This window comes from Salinivibrio sp. ML198, assembly GCF_001996015.1.
GTDB lineage: Bacteria > Pseudomonadota > Gammaproteobacteria > Enterobacterales > Vibrionaceae > Salinivibrio > Salinivibrio siamensis.
Genome location: NZ_MUEZ01000004.1, coordinates 139,828 through 163,915, shown reverse-complemented (window position 1 = coordinate 163,915; position 24,088 = coordinate 139,828). Strand labels below are relative to the sequence as shown.

Below are 24,088 nucleotides of genomic sequence, written 5' to 3'. Positions count from 1 at the left end.
TAGAGAATGGGTAAATTGGATAATCAGCAGCTGGAAAAAATTCGCACCATGATCCCGGAAATGCGCCGGGTTAAGCGGATCCACTTTGTGGGGATCGGCGGTGCAGGCATGTGTGGTATTGCTGAAGTGCTGATTAATGAAGGTTACCAAATAACCGGCTCGGATCTTGCACAGAATATCGTCACAGAGCGATTGGCATCTATGGGGGCGCAGATTTTTATCGGTCATCAAGCCAGCCATATTGAACAAGCCAGTGTCGTGGTGGTATCGACGGCCATCAAGCCGGATAACCCAGAGGTGGAAGCGGCAAAGGCGGCGCGTATTCCTGTGGTGCGTCGGGCGGAAATGCTTGCCGAGTTAATGCGCTACCGGCACGGAATTGCCGTTGCCGGTACACACGGCAAAACCACCACCACCGCGATGGTCACACAAATTTTCTCTGAGGCAGGGTTAGATCCCACGTTCGTCAATGGAGGGTTGGTAAAAAGTGCAGGCACCAATGCGCGGTTAGGTAGCAGTCGCTATTTGATTGCCGAAGCAGATGAAAGTGATGCTTCCTTTTTACACTTGCAGCCAATGGTCGCCATTGTCACCAACATAGAAGCGGACCACATGGACACTTATGGTGGTAGCTTCGCGAAATTGCAGCAGACGTTTATCGACTTTCTCCATAATCTGCCCTTTTACGGATTGGCGGTGGTGTGTATTGATGATCCGGTCGTTCGTGAGCTGATCCCGTCGATTGGACGGCAAGTGATCACTTACGGGTTCTCGCAAGATGCCGATGTATGTTTACATGATTACCAACAGCATGGGCAGTGTGGCGTGTTTAAAGTCACACGCCCTCACCGCGAGACACTGACGATTCGTTTAAATACGCCAGGCCAGCACAATGCGCTCAACGCGGCAGCGGCGATTGCTGTCGCCACAGAAGATGGTGTCGACGATGAGGCTATTTTACGTGCTTTAGCCAATTTTGCGGGTACAGGGCGGCGTTTTGACCAACTCGGTGAGTTTGCCGTGGAGGATGGCACCGCCTTGCTGGTGGATGATTATGGTCATCACCCCAGTGAAGTGGACGTGACCATCAAAGCGGCACGCGCTGGCTGGCAAGACCATCGTTTAGTGATGATTTTTCAGCCACACCGTTACAGCCGTACGCGCGATCTTTATGATGACTTTGCCAATGTGTTGGAAAAAGTGGATGTTTTGCTGATGCTGGATGTGTACTCAGCGGGTGAAACGCCGATTGCGGGGGCTGACGGTAGAAGCTTGTGTCGTAGCATTCGCGCGCGCGGGAAGCTGGATCCTATTTTTGTGCCTAATGCTGAGGCATTACCCCCGGCGTTAGCCAACGTGCTGCAACCTAATGACTTGGTTTTAACACAAGGCGCGGGTGATATTGGTAAAGTAGCAAAAAATTTAGCGGCAAAGCAGCTAGACAAGGCTAAAATGGCGCAATAAAAAGTAGCTGGCGAGATAAAAATAGCGGTCAACATCGGTTGTTGCGAGAATAAACATCGGTTTTTATCGTCTTTGTGGGAAAATGACGCGCAATCGATCCCAGCTTATTGATGAAAGTGCATCTCTAGGTTGGAGAGCGTCACGCGGGATCGCTATAATCAGTCGGTTTTTTCGCTGTGAGTGTCAAGTCGCATCGACACAAGGCGATAAGATAGGTATGAGCATGGTCAATGCCCTGACACGCGTACAAGCAGTGATAAAACTGGATCGGCAAACAGGCGCCTCACTCGCGTTCCTGGTTGGAGTGATCACCCTGATGTTGCTAGGGATCGTCCGTGTGATTGATTGGATGAGTGATGAGCAGCAGCTCCCCTTGTCACAACTGGTGATGGAAGGTGACCAAACACATGTCAGTGTTGATCAAGTTCGCCAAGCGGTGTTGTCAGGCGGCGAGCTAAAAAGCTTTATGCTGCAGGATGTAAATCGCATCCAAGCGAACATTGAGGCGCTCCCATGGGTGAAACAGGTCGCGGTAAGAAAGCAATGGCCCGACACCTTAAAGGTACATATTACTGAATACCGGGCGAGCGCGATTTGGAATGGGCAAAAGTTGCTGACGCCAGACGGGACGGTATTCAATGGCGCCCCGCAAGATGTCGCCGATAAAAAGCTGGTGTCGCTACACGGCAATACCGGCACGTCGGAAGAAGTATTGCATACGAGTCGAGAGCTCGAACGTAAATTACAGCGAATTGGCTTATCGATTCAGGCGTTATCACTCAATAAACGGCGCTCATGGCGTATCGTGACACGAGATGGCGTACGGATTGAGTTAGGGCGAAAGGCGCGACAAGAGAGGCTAGCGCGATTGGTCCGTTTATATCCGCGGATAAAGGCACAAGACAAAGCCATTGCGTATGTCGATTTACGTTATGACACCGGGGCTGCGGTAGGCTGGAAAACAGAGGCAGACGACGCGAATCGCCAAAATTAAGAGATGGTTGAATGAATAAAACGACAGACAAGTCACTGATAGTTGGGCTCGATATAGGGACGTCCAAAGTGTCTACCCTGGTCAGTGAAGTGCTGCCAGATGGCACGATCAACGTGCTGGGTGTGGGCAGTAGTCCCTCTCGCGGCATGGATAAAGGTGGCGTTAACGACTTAGAGTCTGTGGTTAAATCTGTTCAGCGTGCGGTGAATGAAGCCGAGATGATGGCAGATTGCCAAATCAGCTCAGTCTATCTTTCTTTGTCAGGGAAGCATATTCACTGCCAAACTGAGAGAGGGATGGGGACAATATCGGATGAAGATGTTACCCAAGACGACATAGACAATGTTATTCATACCGCGAAGTCGGTCAAAATCAGTGATGAGCAGCGCGTGCTGCATGTGATCCCACAAGAATACAAAATTGATTATCAAGAAGGGATCAAAAATCCGCTCGGGTTATCCGGGGTGAGGATGGAAGCGAGTGTGCACCTCATCACATGTCACAATGACACCGCAAAAAATATTGAGAAAGCAGTCGAACGTTGTGGTCTTAGCGTTGATCAACTGATTTTCTCCGGGCTTTCAGCAAGTCATGCCGTGATCACACCGGATGAGCGAGAGCTAGGTGTCTGTGTCGTCGATATCGGCGGCGGCACCATGGATCTTGCCGTGTGGACAGGAGGTGCCCTCCGCCATGCCGAAGTGATCCCCTATGCGGGCAATGTGATTACCAGTGATATTGCCTATGCCTTTGGCACACCACTGGCCGATGCAGAAGACATTAAAGTGAAATATGGCTGTGCATTGAGTGAGTTGGTGAACAAGGATGCCAAAGTGAATGTCCCAAGTGTGGGAGGACGCCCATCAAGGACATTGCAGCGACAAACCTTGTCAGAGGTGATTGAGCCGCGTTGCTCAGAGCTTTTGGGTCTGGTGAACCAAAAGCTGGTCGCTATCCAAGAAAAGCTGCGTAGCGATGGTGTTAAACATCAAATGGCAGCGGGAATTGTGCTCACTGGGGGCGCATCACAAATGCATGGCTTGGTGGAATGTGCAGAACGCGTATTCCAAAACCAAGTAAGAGTGGGGCAACCTGTGAATGTCACCGGATTGACCGACTATGTGCAAGCGCCTTGTTATGCAACCGCGGTTGGGCTTTTACACTACGGCAAAGAGAGCTTGCTGACAGAAACGAGTGAACCAGAACAAAAGCGGGCTGTGGCTAGCTGGATAAACAAGCTGAGTAGCTGGTTTAAGAAAGAATTTTAACCCTGATGCGAACAGGAAGGACGGAGAGAACTCATGTTTGAACCGATGATGGAAATGTCTGACGATGCGGTGATTAAGGTCGTCGGCATTGGCGGTGGCGGTGGTAACGCCGTTGAGCATATGGTGCGTGAGTCAATCGAAGGGGTTGACTTTATTAGCATTAACACGGATGCCCAAGCACTACGTAAAAGCAGCGTAGGCACGGTCATTCAAATTGGTGGTGATATCACTAAAGGCTTAGGTGCGGGGGCTAACCCACAAGTAGGTCGAGATTCTGCCCTTGAAGATCGCGATGCGATTAAAGCTGAGCTCGAAGGTGCCGATATGGTATTTATCGCAGCCGGAATGGGCGGTGGTACAGGAACCGGCGGAGCCCCCATTATTGCGGAAATCGCGAAAGAAATGGGAATCCTGACCGTTGCTGTGGTCACTAAACCATTCAGCTTTGAGGGTAAAAAGCGACTCGCTTTTGCAGAGCAAGGTATCGAAGAGCTGTCAAAACATGTTGACTCGCTGATTACGATCCCGAACGAAAAACTGCTTAAAGTGCTAGGTCGTGGGATTACATTGCTCGATGCCTTTGCCAAAGCAAACGACGTGCTACGCAACGCCGTGCAAGGGATCGCCGAGTTAATCACGCGCCCAGGTCACATCAACGTCGACTTTGCGGATGTCCGCACTGTGATGTCAGAGATGGGACACGCGATGATGGGCAGCGGCGTGGCAACCGGCGAAGATCGCGCGGAAGAGGCAGCAGAAATGGCCATTTCTAGCCCACTTCTTGAGGACATCGATTTAGCCGGTGCGCGCGGTGTGCTGGTGAATATTACCGCGGGCTTTGATATGCGTCTTGATGAATTTGAGACCGTGGGTAACACCGTCAAAGCGTTTGCATCAGACAATGCGACTGTGGTGATTGGGACATCGATGGACCCAGAGATGAGCGACGAGCTGCGTGTGACTGTCGTGGCCACCGGAATTGGTAATGAGCGTAAGCCAGATATCACCTTGGTGACCAACTCACAGTCTGGGCAAGCACAGGCAGAGCCGAAAAAGGCACAGCCTTTGCAAGAGAAACCTCAGGCGGCAAGTGCAAACCCTGCGGCGAAAGAGCAGCCTGCTGCATCGTCTTCGAATGCAGCACCAAAATCGCAGACCGAGCATGATTATCTCGATATTCCTGCGTTTTTGCGTAAACAAGCTGACTAATCGCAATTGCTTGGTTTGTAGCCAGTGATGTGCTACCATCACGCTCCCCTTGTCTAAGGTGACAGGGTAATGAGTGACGCAGAGCACACTTTTTTGAGAAAAAGTTGAGATAAGCCGATGATTAGACAGCGAACATTGAAAAGTATGGTCCAAACGACTGGTGTGGGTCTCCACTCTGGGCGTAAGGTTACGCTTACTCTGCGTCCGGCTCCTGCCAATACCGGTGTGATTTACCGTCGCACAGACATGGAGCCACCGGTCGATTTTCCGGCTAACCCTGAGGATGTGCGCGACACCATGTTGTGCACCGCCTTAGTCAATGACGCGGGTGTTCGCATCTCAACCGTTGAGCATCTCAGTGCAGCGATTGCAGGCATGGGGATCGATAACATTATTATCGAAGTGGACGCGCCAGAAATTCCAATTATGGATGGCAGTTCAAGCCCGTTCATCTTTTTGCTGCAGTCTGCGGGTATCGACGTCCAAAACGCGCCAAAACGGTTCATTCGCATTAAAAAGCCTGTTCGCATTGAAGACGATGACAAATGGGCGGAGTTGCTGCCGTATAACGGCTTCCGTCTTGATTTTGCTATCGAATTCGACCACCCCGCGATTGAATCTGAGCAACAAAACCTGGTATTAGACTTTTCAAGCCAGTCTTTTATTAAAGACTTGAGCCGGGCTCGTACCTTCGGTTTTATGCGTGACATCGAGTACCTGCAGTCACAAAATTTGTGTCTGGGTGGCAGCTTTGACTGTGCCATCGTGCTGGACGATTATCGTATCCTGAATGAAGAAGGCCTGCGCTTTGACAACGAACTCGTCAAGCATAAGGTGTTGGACGCTATCGGTGACCTTTACATGTGTGGCCACAGTATCCTCGGTGAGATGCGCGCGTACAAATCGGGCCATGCACTGAACAACAAACTGTTGCGCGCGGTCTTGGCCGATCAAGAAGCTTGGGAGTGGGTCACGTTTGAAGAAACCGACACCTCACCGGTCGCATTTGCTGAGCCGGGGATGGTCTTGGCCTAAGCCCTGTCTGATGCGGTAGGCGGTTGCACGGTAAAAGCGCAATGCACCATACTGAGGCAGAATAAACCGCTAATACCCAGAGATTGATAGATAAAAAGCCAGAGCTCACTCTGGCTTTTTTTGATCCTCGGCGAGTTTGGCCAACGCCTCGAACCGTGCTTTTAGTTTGGGAGAGGCATTGTCACCTAGTGCACGCAGTAACTCACCCGAGGCTTGACTAAGGTGGCGGGACGGCGTGGTTTCTTTGTCTTCTCGATCGGCGGCGGCGAGTGCCGGGTTAATTTTCACTTCAATGGTTGTTAGGCTTGCCAGCCCTTTTTGACGTAATACCGACAATAAATGCTGTCGTTCGTAGTTCAGTCGCATCGCCCAGGCGGCGCTACCAGCTTCTACCACCAATACGCCATCACGATAATTGGCGACGCGGCAAGCTTTTGATGTCTCACCGGGTAACAAGGCTAAGATCAGCTTGTTTAGCTTGGCGAGCTCAACCGCTCGCTGAGCAATATTATTGGGGTCGCTCTCCAACAGATGGAGGGTAGAGCGGGGACGGTGGTCTCTCATCGCGCAATAACTGCCTTTTTTGTCATCAATTCGGCGCCTGAACGGGCGCACAGCGTCTAATTTTCGCTAATTGATCCCTTGAGTATTGGATTTGTCATAGGATGTGAAAGTAATTTACCTTATCATACATGCTCCACCTCGGCATGTAGCCTACCGGGTTGATATATCGGTATGTCCTGAGGTGATCACCGTAGAGTGAAAAAACCATTCACAGGTAAGTGTCGCATGGGTAAGGCGATGGCGGCGTATTTTTTCCGTGCCATCTACCACATTTACATTCAGTCACGTGGAAATCGTTGTGAAGTGGCGTCATCGCCCTTGAATTCTGTCCGATTTGGCTCCACTTAAGGTAGATGCGTTTTGGCATCTTGTGTTGAATCGATGAGCTTAAGCCAACCCGCGTTTGAACTGAAACACGCCAGCATAGAGGCAGTGTAGCGGCCGCCCATGTGGGAAAACCATTAAAAAGAGTACCGGCAACGCCATGTTATCGAAAGTCCTGACTAAAGTTATCGGAAGCCGTAATGACCGCACCTTGCGTCGGCTGAGAAAAGTTGTTGATGAAATCAACAAACTCGAACCCCAATTTGAAGCATTGAATGATGATGCGCTGAAAGCGAAAACCGTTGAATTCCGCGAGCGCCTTGATCAAGGTGCCGAGCTTGATGACCTCCTTCCTGAAGCCTTTGCCACTGTACGAGAAGCCTCTAAGCGTGTATTTGGCCTACGCCACTTTGACGTGCAAATGGTCGGCGGTATCGTACTCCACAATGGTCAGATTGCGGAAATGCGCACCGGTGAAGGTAAAACCCTGACCGCGACGCTACCTTCTTATTTGAACGCCCTGACCGGAAAAGCGGTTCACATTGTGACGGTGAATGATTATTTGGCGGAACGTGATGCCGAAACCAACCGTCCGTTGTTTGAGTTTTTAGGAATGACGGTGGGCGTCAATGTCCCCAACATGCCGCCGGAGGCGAAAAAAGCCGCTTATGCGTGTGATGTACTTTACGGTACCAACAATGAGTTCGGCTTTGACTATTTGCGTGACAACATGGCGTTTCGAGCAGAAGACCGTGTGCAACGCGATCGCTATTTCTCGATTGTCGATGAGGTTGACTCGATCCTCATTGATGAGGCGCGTACGCCTCTGATTATTTCTGGGCCAGCAGAAGATAGCTCGGAGATGTATCAGCGTATCAATGCCTTGATCCCAAGCCTGAAGCAGCAAGAGCAAGAAGATACCGAAGACTATCAAGGTGATGGCCACTTCACGGTCGATGAAAAAGCCAAGCAAGTGTACATGACCGAAAATGGTCAAGAGTTTGTCGAAGACTTGCTCAAGAAAAACGGCTTGATGGAAGACGGCGATACGCTGTACTCACCGGCAAATATCAGCCTGATTCATCATATTAATGCCGCATTACGCGCGCACGTCTTGTTTGAGCGCGACGTTGATTACATCGTTAAAGACGATGAAGTCATCATCGTGGATGAGCACACTGGGCGTACCATGCCGGGACGTCGTTGGTCAGAAGGCTTACACCAGGCGGTGGAAGCCAAAGAAGGGGTGAAAATTCAAAACGAGAACCAAACGCTGGCCTCGATCACCTTCCAAAACTTCTTCCGTTTGTATGACAAACTCTCAGGCATGACAGGGACCGCGGACACCGAGGCGTTTGAATTCCAGTCTATCTATGGCCTAGACACCGTGGTTATCCCGACTAACCGCCCAATGGTGCGTAAAGATCACGCCGATCAGGTCTACATGACCGAAAAAGAAAAGTTTGCCGCGATTGCGGAAGACATCAAAACACGTGCCAAAGCCGGTCAACCGGTATTGGTCGGAACGGTATCGATTGAAAAATCTGAATTGTTATCGAATGCCTTGAAAAAAGATGGCATCAAGCACCAAGTGCTCAACGCCAAATTCCACGCCCATGAAGCCGATATTGTTGAGCAAGCCGGTTACCCAGGCACGGTAACGATCGCCACTAACATGGCCGGTCGTGGTACCGATATCGTGTTGGGTGGTAGCTGGAAACAAGTGCTGGGTGATGTTGAAAACCCGACCGATGCGCAAGTAGAAGCGGCGAAAGAAAAATGGCAGCAGCTTCATGACCAGGTCGTTGAAGCGGGTGGCCTGCATATCATTGGTACTGAGCGTCATGAATCTCGTCGTATCGATAACCAGCTGCGTGGTCGTGCTGGTCGTCAAGGTGATCCAGGCTCAACCCGTTTCTATTTGTCGATGGAAGATTCTTTGATGCGGATCTTCGCCTCAGAAAAAGTCTCTAACATGATGAAACGATTAGGGATGGCCGAAGGCGAAGCCATTGAGCACCCATGGGTCAATAAAGCCATTGAAAACGCACAACGAAAAGTAGAAGGGCGTAACTTTGACATCCGTAAGCAACTGCTCGAATTTGATGATGTCGCCAACGATCAGCGCAAAGTGGTGTACGAGCTGCGTGACGCGTTACTGGTGTCAGAAGATATCAGCGAAATGATCGAGCACAACCGCGAGGATGTGGTTAATAACATTGTGAACCAGTACATTCCGCCACAATCGCTAGAAGAAATGTGGGATATTGCTGGCCTTGAAAAGCGCCTTAAAGCGGATTTTGATCTCGAATTGCCGATTCAGCAATGGCTAGATGAAGACGACAAGCTGTATGAAGAGTTGTTGCGCGAGCGCATTCTGACGGCCTTGATCGAGGTTTATAAAGGCAAAGAAGAGGCGGTAGGGGCAGAAACCCTGCGTAACTTTGAAAAAGCAGTGATGCTGCAAACCTTGGATACGCTTTGGAAAGAGCATCTCGCGGCGATGGATCACCTCCGTCAAGGTATTCACTTACGTGGCTATGCGCAGAAGAACCCGAAACAAGAGTACAAGCGCGAATCGTTTGAGCTGTTTGAGGGCATGCTAGAAGCGCTGAAAACCGATGTGGTGACAACGCTTAGCCGAGTGCGTGTTCAGCAGCCGGATGACGTTGAGCGTATGGAAGCCGAGCGCAAAGCGCGCGCAGAGCAGGCCGCGCAAAAGCAGCAAGTTAACCATGCGCAAGCTGATAACCAGTTTGATGATAGCGACAGCGCCGAACAGAGTGGCAGCGGCAACGAAACCGTGGTGCGTGATGGACGTAAAGTTGGTCGTAATGAGCCTTGTCCTTGTGGATCAGGGAAGAAATTTAAGCAATGTCACGGTAGAATCTAAGCCCTGACCATGCATTATCAAAAAGGCCGTTTATCGGCCTTTTTTTATTATCAGGAGAGACCATGAAACGGATAAGTATTGCCGCTGGCATTATTGTTAATCCGACACAAGACAAAGTCTTTATCACTCGCCGCCATGCTCACGCGCATCAAGGGGGAAAGTGGGAATTTCCTGGCGGAAAGATTGAGGGGAGTGAAACCCCGCAACGGGCACTGCTGCGTGAATTAAACGAAGAAGTCGGGATTACTGCAAAAGCGGTCAGCCCCTTTATATCGTTGGACTTTGACTTTCCCGACAAAGCATTAAGTTTGGATTTTTTCTTGGTCTGTGACTTTGAGGGCGAGCCGCAAGGCTGTGAGGGGCAGGAGGGTATTTGGGCACCGATTGCCGAATTGGATAACTATCCGTTTCCCGAGGCCAACGATGCGGTATTAGAAAAAATTCGCGCTCGGTTCTGAGCGCGAGAGAGGCGTCGTAGAAAAGTGAGCAAGGGCAGAGCGTTTACTCGTGCTGCCCTTCTGACCAGAGATCATCATCAGAAAGGTCAGGGGCCCCGGGGATGGCTTTTTCTTCACTGGCCCATTCTCCCAAATCAATCAACTGACAGCGTTTACTGCAAAATGGACGATGTGGGCTGACCTCTCCCCAAACCACAGGCTGTTGGCATGTTGGGCATTTGACAACGGTAGGGGCATCACTCACGTGGATCTCCTTAACAAACACTGATATGAACAGACATATTGTCGGCGACCTCGTGATCGTCGTCAAATGGCATAAAGCGGATCGCGAAGCGGTTTTTGTGCCCAGACACTAACGGGTAAACCCCGAGATCAGGGGATATCTTAAGCCGAATTAAGCAGGCTCCATCCGCCTCTTGCTGGTAAAAGCCTTGTTGGACGTTGGCGGTTCCCCCGTGTGCGCTTTCACGCGTGAGCTGCAGCCAGAACGCCAAAGCGTGGCGTAATGGTGCCAGGGTTTCCATCCAGGCCTGAATCGCACTTTGCCGTGCGGCAAGCGGTTGATGGAGCCAGTAATGGAAATTGGGGAGATCAAAGCTACAGCTCCCCCCTGGAATCGAAAAGCGCTGCTTGATGCTGGTTAAAAAGCGATCTTCTTTTAACGCTTGGCCGAAGCGTTTGGCTTGCAATACTGCGCGTTGGTGTGCGGCGAGTTGTTCGAGTAGCTGGTTGAGCTGTGTCTGATCGACCTGGGGGACGTCAGCCCAGGCTTTGAGTTTTTTCTTGAGTTTGTCCAAATCCTTGGCGAGATCCGCTTTCACTTGCACCTGCTCTAAAATCTCCTGTAGGTCAAACAGGCTGCGGAAAAATTGAATATGGTGGCAGGGCGCAGAAAGCCCGCTCACTTCGTCCAGTTGAGAGAGCAGGTACTCCAGGCGCAAGTAAATTCGCACCTGTTCATTGAGTGGGTGTTCATACAAAGTGAGGCTGGTCATAAGCGTTTAGCTGTCCTGTCCGACTATGGGTCGACGTTTGCCTGGGTTGCCAAGGTTAAATACGTGTGATGTAAGGCATCAACTTGCCGATCAAGTTCCGCTTCGGTTTGCGTATTATCGATCACATCATCGGCGACGGCGAGGCGTTGTGAGCGACTGGCTTGTGCGGCCAAAATCGCGTGAACTTGTTGTTCGCTCACGTGATCACGCGCGAGCGTGCGCGCGATTTGTGTTTGCTCGTCAACATCGACGACCAACACCCGTTGCGCCAATGACGTCAGGTTATTCTCTACTAACAAGGGCACCACAAGCAAACAATACGCTGAACTGGCCTGCGCACAGGCTTGGATCATGCGTTGGCGGATCATGGGATGAAGCAGGTTATCGAGCCATTGCTTGTCGTCTGGATGACTAAACACCCGCTCACGAAGCCAGGCACGATCTAGGCTGCCATCTGGGGTTAATGCCGGCGTGCCAAAACGCGCGACAATCGCGGCCAGACCATCACTACCGGGAGCAACCACCTCACGGGCGATCACATCGGCATCAATAATATCAATGCCCTTGGCGGCAAAACGGTTGGCAACCGTGCTTTTACCACTGCCAATCCCTCCGGTTAACCCGACCACAACGGCCATTAGCGCACTCCTAGAATTTGTGAAAGGTACCAGTGTAACAGGCTATCGCCCCAAAGCAGACTTAGCCAGCCTGCGACGGCAATAAAGGGGCCAAAGGCAAACGCGTGTTGCAGACTTTTTTGTTGTTGGCGCAGTAATAGTGCCCCGACAATGGCGCCACTCAGTGAGGCGAGTAAAATCAGTAGCGGTAAAGCTTGCCAACCGACCCAAGCGCCCAGTGCAGCAAACAGTTTAAAATCACCATAGCCCATGCCTTCTTTGCCAGTGGTGAGCTTGAATGCCCAAAAGAGGCTCCATAGGCTGAGGTAGCCTGTCATGGCGCCGATGACACTGTCTGTGAGTGAGACAGGGCTGATCCCCAAGAGTGCGAGAGCGATCCCAGCCCAAAGGAGTGGCAGGGTAAGCTGATCGGGCAGCAACAGGGTTTCCCAATCAATGAGGGTCAGCGCCAGCAAAGTGAGGCTGGCCGCCATCACCGCGACGGCCCACGCCGGTGAGGAAATAAGCCATGCCGGTAACACACAGACAATAGCACTGGTGACCTCGACCAGTGGGTAGCGCGGACTAATCATCGTGCCACACTGACGGCAGCGGCCTTTTAACATCAGCCAACTGAGCAAAGGAATATTATCGTACCACGCAATCGGCTGCTGACAATCTGGGCAGTATGAGGCGGGAAGACACAAATCAAAGCGCTGCGCGCTAGGGGCGTCAATATTAGCATCGGGAAACGTGGCCAAGCATTCTTGCCGCCAACGCCGCGCCATCATGATTGGCACGCGCGCGATGACCACATTTAAAAAGCTACCGACAATCAGACCAAATAAGCCAGCAAAAAAAATGAATAACGGTGATGAGAATATCAACATGGTACCTTCTGGGCATGAACCTTGTGCGCATCATAGCGCCTTGTGGCGAGAGACTCTATCTTGGCTAGCCAAGAACAGACATCAGATTAAAAATGGGTAGATACATGGCCACCACTAAGCCGCCAATTAATAGCCCTAGCACTAAAATTAACAGGGGCTCGATGATTTTACCGAGATTGTCCACGGTGTTGTCGACCTCGGCTTCATAGATTTGTGCGATGCGATTGAGCATATCATCGAGCGATCCCGACTCTTCGCCAATCATCACCATTTGCGTCACCATCACAGGGAAGCTATTACTGTCGCGCAAGGCTTGGTAAAGCGGAATACCAGTGGCCGTGTGCTGATACACGCCGTTAAGCGCGTGAACATAATAAGCGTTGGTCATGGATTTCGTCGCGGCTTGCAAGCCAGAGAGTAACGGAATACCGGCACTAAAGGTGGTGGCTAAGGTGCGAGAAAATTTGGCAATGCAGGCTTTGCCAATCACTTCACCAATGACGGGGAATTTGAGCAGCCAGCGGTCATAGTGATATCGGTAGGTCGCGTTTTTACGCTGCAGTAATTGATGCGCAGCGGCAAGGCCCGCTACGACAACAGTCATGGTTAAGGCGTGCTGACTGACGATATCAGACAAGGCGAGCACTTGTTGGGTGAGCCAAGGCAGTTCTGCCCCGAAGGAGTCAAAAATATGTTTAAACTTCGGGATCACGAATACCAGCAGGTAGGCACTGACGCCTAATGCCACGCTGACCACGATGCTGGGATAGATCATGGCTTTGATGACTTTACTGCGAAGCAACGCCTGCTTTTCACGGTATAGAGTCAGGCGAGCAAAGATCTCCGGCAGTTGCCCGGTTTGCTCGCCCGTTGCGACCAGATCGCAATAAAAGCGATCAAACAAGGGACTTGCGTGCGCCAACGCATCACTCAAATTGGTACCCGCCTCCAGTTGCTGGCGGATATGACGCACCAGCAAGCGCATTTCGGCTTTGACCTGATTGAGCGCGATGAGGTTGAGGGCTTGCACGATAGGGATGCCAGACTCAAGCAAGGTGGTGAGATCGCGGGAAAATTGGGTGATATCTGCTGCTTTGGCTTTATGACGACGCTGCTGAAAGCTCGATAGTCGGCGGCGTATGAGGCGGCTGGGGACGATAGATTGGTTGGCCAGCTCTTGGCGTGCATCTCGCTCGGTATAGGCGAACACTTGCCCTTGTTTTTCACCACTTGCGGCGGCTTGGCGCCAATGAAAGAGGAACAGGGTGGGTTTGGCCATGACGACTCCTTAGGCAAGTTGAATAACGCGGGTAAGTTCTTGAATACTGGTGCTCCCTTGGTTGAGTTTGGCAACGCCAGAGTCGGCCAACCGCCACATGCCTTCTTCGGTAGCCAGTTGGGTCAGTTCAATGGCACTGGCATTGCGGTAAATGGCGCCAGCAATGGCTTCGGTCACGGGAAGCACCTCGTATACCCCTGTGCGGCCTTGATAGCCCTGATAGCACTGATAACAGCCGTGGGGGTTAGCCTGGTACAGAGTACTTGGGGTTAGAGACGGATAGAGGTTAGCCAAGAACTGAAGGCGAGGATCACCAGACGGATGCGGTTGTTTGCAAATAGGGCATAAACGGCGTACTAAACGCTGGGCCACTACCAAGCTCAGAGAGCTAGCAAGATTGTAGGGCGCAATGCCCATATGGGCTAAACGGGTGATGCTCTCGGCCGCTGAATTGGTATGCAGGGTTGATAACACCAGGTGACCGGTTTGCGCGGCCTTGATCCCGATTTCAGCGGTGTCGATATCGCGAATTTCCCCCACCATCACCACATCGGGATCTTGACGCAAAAAGGCACGGAGTGCGGTGGCAAAGTCTAAACCAATGGTCGGGTTAACATTGACTTGATTGATGCCTTCTAGCTGGATCTCAACCGGATCTTCGACGGTGGCAATATTACGCTCGGGCTGATTGAGATACTTTAACCCACTGTACAAAGAGACGGTTTTGCCGCTTCCGGTTGGGCCGGTAAACAAAATCATCCCTTGCGGTCTATCCAGTGCCTCTTGATAGTGCCGGCGCTGCCACTCGGTTAAGCCTAAATCATGCAGCGTCAGTTGCTGCTGGCCGTTATTCAACAAGCGCACCACCACCTTCTCGCCCCAAACGGTCGGTAAGGTGGAGACGCGCATATCGACGGTGTGATCGGCAGTGAGGGTCAGCTTGATGCGCCCGTCTTGTGGTAAGCGTCGCTCGGCAATATTAAGTTGGGCTAAGATTTTGAGTCGAGTCGACAGCCGCCGCGAGACCCCCGCAGGAGGATGAGCATAGGTGTGCAATAAACCGTCTTGGCGAAAGCGAATTTGGTAGTGCTGCTCAAAAGGCTCAAAGTGCACGTCGGAGGCGTTTTTACGCACCGCATCCACCAAGATCTGTTGAATGTAGCGACTGATGGGCGCCTGATCGCTTTGTAGCTCGGTGCTGTCTTCTTGTGGGCTATCGGTGACGGTCAGGGCGACTAAGTCCTGATCGCTGATAGTCATGCCATCGTGGGTGCCATCGATATCTTCGCCGTACAAGTGACGCAGCGCGGCATCCAAATCCGGCTGACTGAGCACTACCAAACGAACATTGAGCCCAGTAGAAAAGCGAAAGTCGGCGACCGCCTCTTGGTTATCCGGGTCACTGACGCCGAGCAGTAGCTGTTGGCCTTGCTGGGCAAGCGGCAGCACTTGATGACGCTGAATCAAATCGCGCCGGTCTAACGCATAGCAAGTGTCTTTAAACGGATACTGATGGCTCTCCACGAACGGAAGGTGGTGCTGACTCGCGAGGGTGTGGGCGAGCGCGGTGGGGTCAACGCCTGCATCGAGTAAATGCGCGAGGCTGAGCGACGCATCGTCGCCAATGTCCAGCACATCGCGCTGGGCATCACTCAACAAACCAGATTGATATAACGGAGCGGTTGGGATCATTGGCTGCTTATGCTTTTTTACATCCTTTAATATCACCATCTTCGAAAGTTTCTTTCGTTGTGTATTTACATACCCAAGCAAGCTCGTTTTTCTCAAAGGTAATTTCTGTCCCGTCAATAGAGCTTTTTCCATTAAACGTGACCGTAAGCTCAGTCCCTTTATCATCTTCGCCTTCTTTAGGGCCCGAGACCTTGACTGTTGCCAGCTCGCCTAGGTTCTTAGCGTCACCCAAGGCTTTTTTAAATTTATTCAATGAATCGCCACTATTTTCATCCAAATAAAGATCTAACCGTGTAAGGAGAGCACGGCCTGATGCTAACCCTGAGTTAAATTCAGCAATTTTCTGTTTATTAATATAAGCGGGAACGGCGATAGCCGACAGGGCTGCGATAATGCCGACGACGATCAGTAACTCAATCAAGCTAAACCCTTGTTGCTTTTTCATCCTATATTTCTCCTCTCAATGATGGTCGGCCGCCAACGCGGTGGCCGCGAGTGCAGCGACTTTACGCTGGTGAATGTGACGCAAAAAAGAGGGCAAATATGAGTTTGAGAGTGAAGGGTAAAAGCCGGATGTAATGGTGTTTTTTTCTACTGTAGTATTCGACTGACAACAAATTTTTTGTCACGAAAGCGCGATAAAAAAGGCCGCCCATCGTGGGCGGCCTGGTCGAATCTGAGTGAGCGTACGTGTTATTGAAAGCGCATCGACAAATCGAGTGCGGTCACGTGCTTGGTGAGTGCGCCGACAGAAATATAATCCACCCCGGTGGCGGCGTATGTTGCCAACGTCTCTAGGGTGACATTGCCCGAGACTTCCAGCGCAACGCGATTTTGGTTTAACGCCACCGCTTCACGCATCATCGGCACACTAAAGTTATCCAGCATGACAATATCGGCGCCTGCGTTAATCGCTTGTTGCAGCTCATCCAGGGTTTCGGTTTCTACTTCTACCGGTTTATCAGGATTAAGTCGGCGCGCCGCTTTGACGGCGTTCTCTATCCCGCCACAGGCGAGAATATGATTCTCTTTGATCAAGTAAGCATCAAACACACCAATACGATGGTTATGGCCACCACCGCAGGCAACAGCGTATTTGAGGGCACTGCGCAGTCCCGGAATGGTCTTACGCGTGTCGAGCAATTTGGTGTGGGTGCCGTTGAGCGCTGCCACATAGGTGGCGACCTTACTCGCACACCCAGAGAGGGTTTGAATAAAGTTCATCGCATTGCGTTCACCGGTTAACAAGACACGCGAGGGGCCCTGTAAGGTACACAGCGATTGGTTGGCGGTGATGGCGTCGCCGTCCTCGACATGCCACGTCAAGGTGACTTCGCCACCGAGCTGATGAAACACTTCATCCGCAAAGGCACGGCCACAGAAAACGCCATCTTCTCGGGTGATCAATGTGGCTGTGGATACTGAGTCTGCCGGAATGAGGCTGGCGGTTATGTCTTTACTGGCGTCGATCTCGCCACCCAGATCTTCTCGCAGTGCGTCGGTCACCGCGCGGGTCACGTCGGCGCTGAGGTGAGAGGTGAGATAGGCCAGGCGGCGCTCGCTGTCATGGACAGCATGAAAAGGGGTCGATGTCATCATGGCTTACCGCGGTCATCAAAAAGTGGTCGAATGATAACGCTGGTGATAACGAAATGCAGCTTTTCTCTCTCGTTTCCCCGTATTCGTCTATCTTTTTAATCATATTCTGTCTTTTAACTTGTCTACACTTTAGGCAGGAACAGTCAAAGAGGTGATGCCATGAAGCGAGGGTTAGCGCTGGTGGCCATGATAGCGATCGCGTTCATTGGGTTTCGTGCTTGGCAGCAACTCAGACCTCCAGTGTCCGAGCCATTATCGTCACTGACCATCGCCGTCTCGCTTACCCCCTTATCGGCGCCGATTATTGTGGCTAAGGAGCAAGGTTTGTTTAAAAAGCAGGGCATCGACATGACGCTAAAGCCGGTTCATGGGGGCGTAAAAAGCTTTCAATCCTTGATGTCAGGGGAGGTGGACTTAGCCACTACCTCAGAGACGGTGGTGATGTTTAACAGTTTTGAGCGCGATGACTTTAATGTGCTAACCAGCTTTGTCGAGTCAGATAACGACGTAAAACTCTGGTCTATTCGCCGTGAGATTAGCGGCTCGCTGGTGGACGCGCTCGACAAGGCACGCGTGGGCATTGTTGCGTCGAGTGCCAGTGAATATTTCTTTGATTCCTTGCTGCAATTGCACGACATTCCTAGAGATCAGGTGGAAAAAGTTGATTATCCCCCCGAAGCACTGCCCAACGCGCTCCTCGACGAGAAAGTGGATGCGATAGCCATATGGGAGCCCTATGGCTATCAGCTACTCAAGCAGTCTAACCAGCCGGTACAGTCGCTTGACAGTAAAGGCTTGCACAGCCTCTCTTTTCTGTTAGTCAGTGATCGCTTGCTCGTCAATAAGCAACACCAGGACATGCAACGGGTTGTCAGTGCCTTAGACGACGCGGTGAGCTTTATTCATCAGCACCCAGAGCGAGCGAAGGCACAGGTCTCCGCGTATCTTGACATGTCAGACGATAAACTCAGCTGGCTATGGCAAGATTACTTATTTCGCCTTTCATTGAATGACTCATTGTTACTGCGGTTAAAAAACCAAGCGCGATGGGCGCAAGAGGCGGGTTTAGTTGAAGGGAACACGCCGTCATTCCGCCACATACTCAACCCAGGCCCCTTGGTTGAGGCCACGCAAAAGGTGAGTTTATTAGAATGAGGATTGGTCAGCAGCTCAGTATCGTTGTGTATGCTTGTACGGCGCTCACCTTCGTTACGCTGTTAATTACGGTGGAGCTTTTTTATAAGCAAAATCAAATCCAAGCACGGTTAGACAGCATCGTGGCGGTGCATTCGCAGATTGATAGTCTGCGAGGCCGTCTATGGTTATATCGCCAATACCCCAGCACGCAAACACGTCAAGATGTCCATCAGTCAACCAACGCATTGCGGGCGCAGTTAAGCAGTGATGAAGAGGCGTTACCGCCGCAGTCCGCGCAGTCGATCCGACTCGCGGCAAACAGCATTGATCGCCTATTGGGCATTACCGCCGAGCAATTAGATGATGATCCCTCTGTGGATGACAGGCGTTTGATGCTGTTTTCACGTTTTAATGTGTTACTGCAGGCGATGAGTGAAACCGCTTTTTCGGTGCGTCAGCAAGTCATGCACCAGTCGGGGCAGCAACAGAAAACCCTGTTAGTCGTACATGGTGGCGTACTGGTGGTGTTAGCCTTGTTGGTAACCATGTTTGTGACCAGCTTGCGGCGACGGTTAACACACCGCCTAAAAGCATTGCATTCTACGATTACACAAATAAAGCAAGGTGACTTAACCACTGAATTAACCTTGACTGACAAAGATGAGCTGACTGAGTTGGCTGATCATGTCAATGAGATGAAGCGTGCGCTGAGCCATACCATGGTGGACAAAAAACAGTTGAGCGAAGAAGTCGCACGCCAAACCCAACAGCTTCGTGAACAGCAACACCAACTTAAATTCCTTGCCGAACACGACGAGTTGACGGGCTTATTCAATCGGCGTGCGTTTGAATCGCATGTTGAAGTGGCGTTGATGCGCGCTAATCGCGCCCAAACGAACGCTGCCTTACTGTTTATTGATTTGAATAACTTTAAGCAAGTGAACGACACTTATGGACATGGTGTAGGAGATGAGCTTCTCAAGGTGGTCAGTCAGCGCTTGAAACAATCCGTGCGCCGCTCTGATTTGGTTGGCCGCTTGGGCGGTGATGAGTTCATTGTCTGGCTGGATTTGTTAGCGGACAAATCGGCGTTGAATGAAGTGATCACACGTATCCAAGACGAAATGCACGCGCCAATACAGGTTGCCGAGACCTCATTGTCTTTGGCCATTAGTATCGGCGTGAGTTGCTTCCCAACGGATGGACTCGAGCTACAGCAGATGATGAATCAAGCCGATGCCGCCATGTATTACGCCAAAACCCATCCGACAGCGCGTTGTTGCTTGTATTCCAATCTACCGACTGACCAGATAAAGTAGCGATTTTGCTCAAGCGGATCGGGTATGTCTTTTTCACAGATTGACAATCATTGGTTGGTAGGCGCGCGCGCTTGCCTGTCTCCTCATCATAACCAACGCCCGGAGAGTAACGATATCTCCTTGCTGGTGATCCACAATATTAGCCTGCCGCCCGGTCAGTTTGACGGTCCCTATATTGAGCAGTTTTTTCAGGGGCATCTCGATCCGGCTGAACACCCTTACTTTGCCGAGATCGCATCGCTTCGCGTCTCTGCCCACCTACTGATCCGACGAGATGGAAGTGTGATCCAGTTTGTACCATTCAGTGCGCGTGCATGGCATGCTGGCGCTTCGTGTTTTGACGGTCGGCAGCAATGTAACGATTTTTCTATCGGTATTGAGCTAGAGGGCACAGACACACATCCATACACCGATCAGCAGTACCAATCGTTAGCGGCGATCACGCAGACGCTGATGCAGTACTACCCAGCCATTACCCGTGATCGAATCACAGGACACCAACATATTGCCCCAGGACGAAAAACGGATCCTGGCGCGGCGTTTGACTGGAAAAAGTTACACGCGCTGATTTAAATGCCTATTGCGTTGATTGATCTAAATGGTCTGACCAATTTTGAAGGGCGGAGTATTCGTGGCTGTCAGGCTAAAAATACACAGGTTTCCATGATGTCAATCAAAGTTCAGGTGGACAGAATACCCGCTGTCTGGTAACTTTAGGGATCAATAAAGTAATTGGTCTTACCAATTTACAATCAGTCAGTTTCTGCAACTAAGCGCCAAGCTTAGGGTGCGGATGGTCAATAAATACAATGGCATATCAGCGAATTCGTCAACCTAAACTCTCAGATGTAATTGAAAAAGAGCTCGAAGGCTTAATTCTGGAAGGGACCTTGTCTCCAGGCCAGAAGTTACCGCCTGAACGAGAGTTAGCGACGCAATTTGATGTGTCTCGCCCGTCAGTGCGCGAAGCGATTCAACGGCTTGAAGTCAAAAAGCTACTGACGCGCAAGCAAGGTGGCGGCACCTTTGTCAGTGAACGCCTTTGGCAACGCTTCTCTGAGCCACTGCTAGAGTTATTGGCGGACCATCCAGAAACCCAGCTTGACTTACTGGAGTCACGACATGCCTTGGAGGGCATTTCTTCTTATTTTGCCGCACTACGGGGTACAGAAGAGGATTTCTCTCGCATTGAAGACTGTCATGACGCCATTCGCCAAGCGCAGCAAAATGGGGACTTAGAGGCAGAAGCATCGGCTGTGATGCAGTATCTCGTTGCCGTAACGGAAGCGGCGCATAATGTGGTGTTACTTCACATCATGCGCAGTCTCGCGCCGTTACTGGAACAGAATATTTTGCAAAATTTTGAGCTACTTTATCGCCGTCAAGAGACGGTGGAAAACGTCAGCCGACACCGAGCTGAGATAGTGGATGCGATTACCGCTGGCGAGCCAGAAAAAGCCCGACAAGCGTCGCATGCACACTTGGCTTACATTGAGGAAACTCTGTTGGATCTTGGTCGAGAAGAAAGCCGTCGCGAACGGTCTCTACGTCGAATTCAACAACGCAAGGACGAGTTGGAGTAGCCTTATTCGCACCGATAAAAACGCGAAGGGCACTGCAGCTGCGACAACGTTTGTTTTGTACGAGTCAATCAACGAAAGGATAGATCGCCATGTCTGAAGTCATGAAACATGACGTGGACGCACTTGAAACACAAGAGTGGTTGCAAGCTCTTGAGTCAGTCGTTCGTGAAGAAGGTGTAGAACGTGCCCAGTTCCTTCTGGAGCAAGTATTAGGGCAAGCACGTTTAGACGGTGTTGACATGCCAACGGGCGTGACCACCAACTATGTAAATACCATTCCTGCTGATCAAGAACCTGCTTACCCAGGTGATGTGAATCTGGAACGCCGTATCCGTTCTATCATTCGTTGGAACGCAATCATGATCGTGTTGCGTGCGTCCAAGAAAGATTTAGAGCTGGGTGGCCACATGGCATCATTCCAGTCTTCGGCGGCATTTTATGAAACCTGCTTTAACCACTTCTTCCGTGCGCCTAACGAGAAAGACGGTGGCGACCTGGTGTACTATCAAGGTCATATTTCTCCAGGTATCTATGCGCGTGCGTTTGTTGAAGGCCGCTTGAGCGAAGAGCAGCTCGACAACTTCCGTCAGGAAGTCGATGGCAAAGGGGTGTCTTCATATCCGCACCCGAAACTGATGCCTGAGTTCTGGCAGTTCCCAACCGTATCTATGGGTCTGGGTCCCATTGCGTCTATCTATCAAGCGCGTTTCCTCAAATACCTCAACGGTCGTGGCCTGAAAGACACCTCTGAGCAGCGTGTTTATGCGTTCCTTGGTGACGGTGAGATGGATGAGCCAGAATCACGCGGTGCGCTGTCATTTGCGGCCCGTGAAAAACTGGATAACCTCTGCTTCTTGATTAACTGTAACCTGCAGCGCCTTGATGGCCCTGTGATGGGTAACGGTAAAATCGTTCAAGAACTGGAAGGCCTCTTTAAAGGCGCCGGCTGGAACGTGATCAAAGTGGTTTGGGGCTCTGGCTGGGACAAACTGCTGGCCAAAGACACCTCAGGTAAATTACTGCAGTTGATGAATGAAACCATCGACGGTGATTACCAGACGTTCAAATCGAAAGATGGCGCTTACGTACGCGAACACTTCTTCGGCAAGTACCCAGAAACGGCAGCCTTGGTTGCAGACATGACTGACGAAGAGATCTTTGCGCTTAAGCGTGGTGGCCACGAGCCATCTAAATTGTTTGCTGCGTTCAAAGCAGCACAAGAGTGCAATGACCGTCCAACCGTGATCTTGGCGAAAACCGTTAAAGGTTACGGCATGGGTGAAGCGGCTGAAGGGAAAAACATCGCGCACCAAGTGAAGAAAATGGACATGACTCATGTTCACGCGATGCGTGATCGTCTTGGCCTACAAGACTTGTTGTCTGACGACGATGTACAAAACCTGAAGTACCTGAAGTTGGAAGAAGGCTCTGCCGAGCACGAATACCTCCACGCACGTCGTAAGGCACTTCACGGTTATACTCCACAGCGTCTGCCGAAATTTACGCAAGAACTGACATTGCCAAAACTGGACGATTTCTCGGCGTTACTGTCTGAACAGAAACGTGATATCTCCACCACGATGGCCTTTGTACGTTCTTTGAATGTCTTGCTGAAAGACAAGAGCATTGGCAAGAACATTGTGCCTATCATTGCCGACGAAGCGCGTACATTCGGTATGGAAGGCTTGTTCCGTCAAGTAGGTATCTACAACCCACACGGTCAGACTTACACTCCAGAAGACCGCGGTGTGGTGTCTTACTACAAAGAAGACCAAGGCGGTCAGGTACTGCAAGAAGGGATCAACGAGCTCGGTGCGATGTCATCGTGGGTAGCCGCGGCGACCTCTTACAGCACTAATGATCTGCCAATGATCCCATTCTACATCTACTACTCAATGTTCGGCTTCCAACGTGTTGGCGACATGGCGTGGATGGCGGGTGACCAACAAGCACGTGGTTTCCTATTGGGTGCCACTGCCGGTCGTACAACGCTTAACGGTGAAGGTCTACAGCACGAAGACGGTCACAGCCATATCCTGGCGAGCACGGTACCTAACTGTGTTTCTTACGACCCAACCTTCGCGTACGAAGTGGCGGTGATCATGCAAGACGGTATCCGTCGCATGTACGGCCCTGACCAAGAAAACATCTACTACTACCTGACGCTGATGAACGAAAACTATCATCAGCCAGCCATGCCTGAGGGCGCGGAAGAAGGTATCCGTAAAGGTATCTACAAGCTAGAAACCTACACGGGCGACAAAGCGAAAGTCCAGCTAATGGGCTCTGGCACCATCATGACCGAAGTGCGTAAAGCCGCGAAGCTGCTTAGCGATGAGTACGGTGTGGCGTCTGACGTATACAGCGTGACCTCGTTCAACGAGCTTGCACGTGACGGCCAAGATGCAGATCGCTTCAACATGTTGAACCCAGATGCAGAGGCACAAGTTCCTTACATTCAAACTGTCATGGGATCTGAGCCTGCGATTGCTGCGACTGACTACATGAAAAACTACGCTGACCAAGTTCGTGCGTTTATCCCAGCTGACTCTTACAAAGTACTGGGCACTGACGGCTTTGGTCGTTCTGACAGCCGCGAAAACCTCCGTCGTCACTTCGAAGTGAACGCAGGCTATGTGGTTGTGGCGGCACTTAATGAGCTGGCTAAGCGTGGCGATGTTGACAAAAAAGTGGTCGCAGAAGCGATCAAAAAATTCGACATCGATACCAACAAAGTAAACCCGCTGTTCGCGTAAGAGGCTGAAATA

21 protein-coding genes are annotated in these 24,088 nt (G+C 51.1%); 12 read left to right on the top strand and 9 right to left on the bottom strand.

The annotated features are described in order from the left end of the window. The first annotated feature begins 6 nt into the window (after positions 1–6). The 5 genes from murC to lpxC all read left to right on the top strand — a co-directional run bounded on the left by murC (position 7) and on the right by lpxC (position 5,970). On the top strand, positions 7–1,464 hold the full coding sequence (murC, locus tag BZG25_RS04205; RefSeq protein WP_046073969.1) for a UDP-N-acetylmuramate--L-alanine ligase: 1,458 nt from the start codon (positions 7–9) through the stop codon (positions 1,462–1,464). Between the two features lie 217 nt (positions 1,465–1,681). Then, complete coding sequence (locus tag BZG25_RS04200) at positions 1,682–2,458, top strand: cell division protein FtsQ/DivIB (protein WP_077638557.1); 777 nt, start codon at positions 1,682–1,684, stop codon at positions 2,456–2,458. Between the two features lie 11 nt (positions 2,459–2,469). Beyond that, positions 2,470–3,726 carry a cell division protein FtsA gene (gene ftsA, locus BZG25_RS04195; protein WP_046073971.1) on the top strand — a complete coding sequence of 419 codons (1,257 nt, stop codon included), beginning with the start codon at positions 2,470–2,472 and terminating at the stop codon, positions 3,724–3,726. 33 nt (positions 3,727–3,759) lie between these two features. After that, positions 3,760–4,935 (top strand): cell division protein FtsZ, encoded by a 1,176-nt coding sequence (ftsZ, locus tag BZG25_RS04190; RefSeq protein ID WP_046073972.1) that lies wholly within the window; start codon positions 3,760–3,762, stop codon positions 4,933–4,935. 117 nt (positions 4,936–5,052) lie between these two features. Next, complete coding sequence (lpxC, locus tag BZG25_RS04185; RefSeq protein WP_046073973.1) at positions 5,053–5,970, top strand: UDP-3-O-acyl-N-acetylglucosamine deacetylase; 918 nt, start codon at positions 5,053–5,055, stop codon at positions 5,968–5,970. A gap of 105 nt (positions 5,971–6,075) precedes the next feature. Here the strand turns inward: lpxC and BZG25_RS04180 are convergent, their stop codons facing one another. Further along, positions 6,076–6,534: a DUF721 domain-containing protein gene (locus BZG25_RS04180; RefSeq protein ID WP_077638556.1), complete on the bottom strand. Its 459-nt coding sequence runs from the start codon at positions 6,532–6,534 to the stop codon at positions 6,076–6,078. A 484-nt stretch (positions 6,535–7,018) separates the two neighbouring features. Between BZG25_RS04180 and secA the strand changes: the two genes are divergently transcribed. Then, on the top strand, positions 7,019–9,751 hold the full coding sequence (gene secA, locus BZG25_RS04175; protein WP_077638555.1) for a preprotein translocase subunit SecA: 2,733 nt from the start codon (positions 7,019–7,021) through the stop codon (positions 9,749–9,751). A gap of 62 nt (positions 9,752–9,813) precedes the next feature. Then, positions 9,814–10,209 carry an 8-oxo-dGTP diphosphatase MutT gene (gene mutT / locus BZG25_RS04170; protein WP_046073976.1) on the top strand — a complete coding sequence of 132 codons (396 nt, stop codon included), beginning with the start codon at positions 9,814–9,816 and terminating at the stop codon, positions 10,207–10,209. Positions 10,210–10,252: 43 nt separating this feature from the next. Here the strand turns inward: mutT and yacG are convergent, their stop codons facing one another. The 8 genes from yacG to nadC form a co-directional block, all read right to left on the bottom strand. Then, a complete protein-coding gene (gene yacG, locus BZG25_RS04165; RefSeq protein WP_069363361.1) occupies positions 10,253–10,453 on the bottom strand; it encodes a DNA gyrase inhibitor YacG in 201 nt (66 codons plus the stop codon). A gap of 10 nt (positions 10,454–10,463) precedes the next feature. Beyond that, positions 10,464–11,204 carry a cell division protein ZapD gene (zapD, locus tag BZG25_RS04160; protein ID WP_077638554.1) on the bottom strand — a complete coding sequence of 247 codons (741 nt, stop codon included), beginning with the start codon at positions 11,202–11,204 and terminating at the stop codon, positions 10,464–10,466. Between the two features lie 23 nt (positions 11,205–11,227). Then, positions 11,228–11,842, bottom strand: coding sequence for a dephospho-CoA kinase (gene coaE / locus BZG25_RS04155; RefSeq protein ID WP_077606087.1), 615 nt, complete (start codon positions 11,840–11,842; stop codon positions 11,228–11,230). Continuing rightward, positions 11,842–12,711, bottom strand: a complete 870-nt coding sequence (locus BZG25_RS04150; RefSeq protein ID WP_077638553.1) for an A24 family peptidase — start codon at positions 12,709–12,711, stop codon at positions 11,842–11,844. Before BZG25_RS04150 ends, coaE begins: the two co-directional genes overlap by 1 nt. 64 nt (positions 12,712–12,775) lie before the next feature. Further along, the gene (locus BZG25_RS04145; RefSeq protein WP_077638552.1) at positions 12,776–13,990 is read right to left on the bottom strand and encodes a type II secretion system F family protein; all 1,215 of its coding nucleotides are present in this window, start codon (positions 13,988–13,990) and stop codon (positions 12,776–12,778) included. Positions 13,991–13,999: 9 nt separating this feature from the next. Beyond that, entirely contained in the window at positions 14,000–15,721 is a 1,722-nt protein-coding gene (gene pilB / locus BZG25_RS04140) for a type IV-A pilus assembly ATPase PilB (RefSeq protein ID WP_241828642.1), read from the bottom strand. Next, positions 15,690–16,127, bottom strand: coding sequence for a prepilin-type N-terminal cleavage/methylation domain-containing protein (locus BZG25_RS16205; RefSeq protein ID WP_077638550.1), 438 nt, complete (start codon positions 16,125–16,127; stop codon positions 15,690–15,692). Before BZG25_RS16205 ends, pilB begins: the two co-directional genes overlap by 32 nt. A gap of 248 nt (positions 16,128–16,375) precedes the next feature. Beyond that, complete coding sequence (gene nadC / locus BZG25_RS04130; RefSeq protein ID WP_046073983.1) at positions 16,376–17,281, bottom strand: carboxylating nicotinate-nucleotide diphosphorylase; 906 nt, start codon at positions 17,279–17,281, stop codon at positions 16,376–16,378. Between the two features lie 159 nt (positions 17,282–17,440). On the opposite strand from nadC, the gene BZG25_RS04125 reads away from it, so the two are divergent. The 5 genes from BZG25_RS04125 (at position 17,441) to aceE (ending at position 24,076) form a co-directional block, all read left to right on the top strand. After that, positions 17,441–18,436: an ABC transporter substrate-binding protein gene (locus tag BZG25_RS04125; protein ID WP_077606092.1), complete on the top strand. Its 996-nt coding sequence runs from the start codon at positions 17,441–17,443 to the stop codon at positions 18,434–18,436. Further along, positions 18,433–19,737: a diguanylate cyclase domain-containing protein gene (locus BZG25_RS04120; protein WP_077606093.1), complete on the top strand. Its 1,305-nt coding sequence runs from the start codon at positions 18,433–18,435 to the stop codon at positions 19,735–19,737. The genes BZG25_RS04125 and BZG25_RS04120 overlap by 4 nt, the downstream gene beginning before the upstream one ends. 24 nt (positions 19,738–19,761) lie before the next feature. Continuing rightward, complete coding sequence (ampD, locus tag BZG25_RS04115; protein WP_077606094.1) at positions 19,762–20,310, top strand: 1,6-anhydro-N-acetylmuramyl-L-alanine amidase AmpD; 549 nt, start codon at positions 19,762–19,764, stop codon at positions 20,308–20,310. A 236-nt stretch (positions 20,311–20,546) separates the two neighbouring features. Next, positions 20,547–21,320 (top strand): pyruvate dehydrogenase complex transcriptional repressor PdhR, encoded by a 774-nt coding sequence (gene pdhR / locus BZG25_RS04110; RefSeq protein WP_046073985.1) that lies wholly within the window; start codon positions 20,547–20,549, stop codon positions 21,318–21,320. A gap of 89 nt (positions 21,321–21,409) precedes the next feature. Continuing rightward, the gene (aceE, locus tag BZG25_RS04105) at positions 21,410–24,076 is read left to right on the top strand and encodes a pyruvate dehydrogenase (acetyl-transferring), homodimeric type (protein ID WP_077638549.1); all 2,667 of its coding nucleotides are present in this window, start codon (positions 21,410–21,412) and stop codon (positions 24,074–24,076) included. The last annotated feature ends 12 nt before the right edge of the window (positions 24,077–24,088 follow it).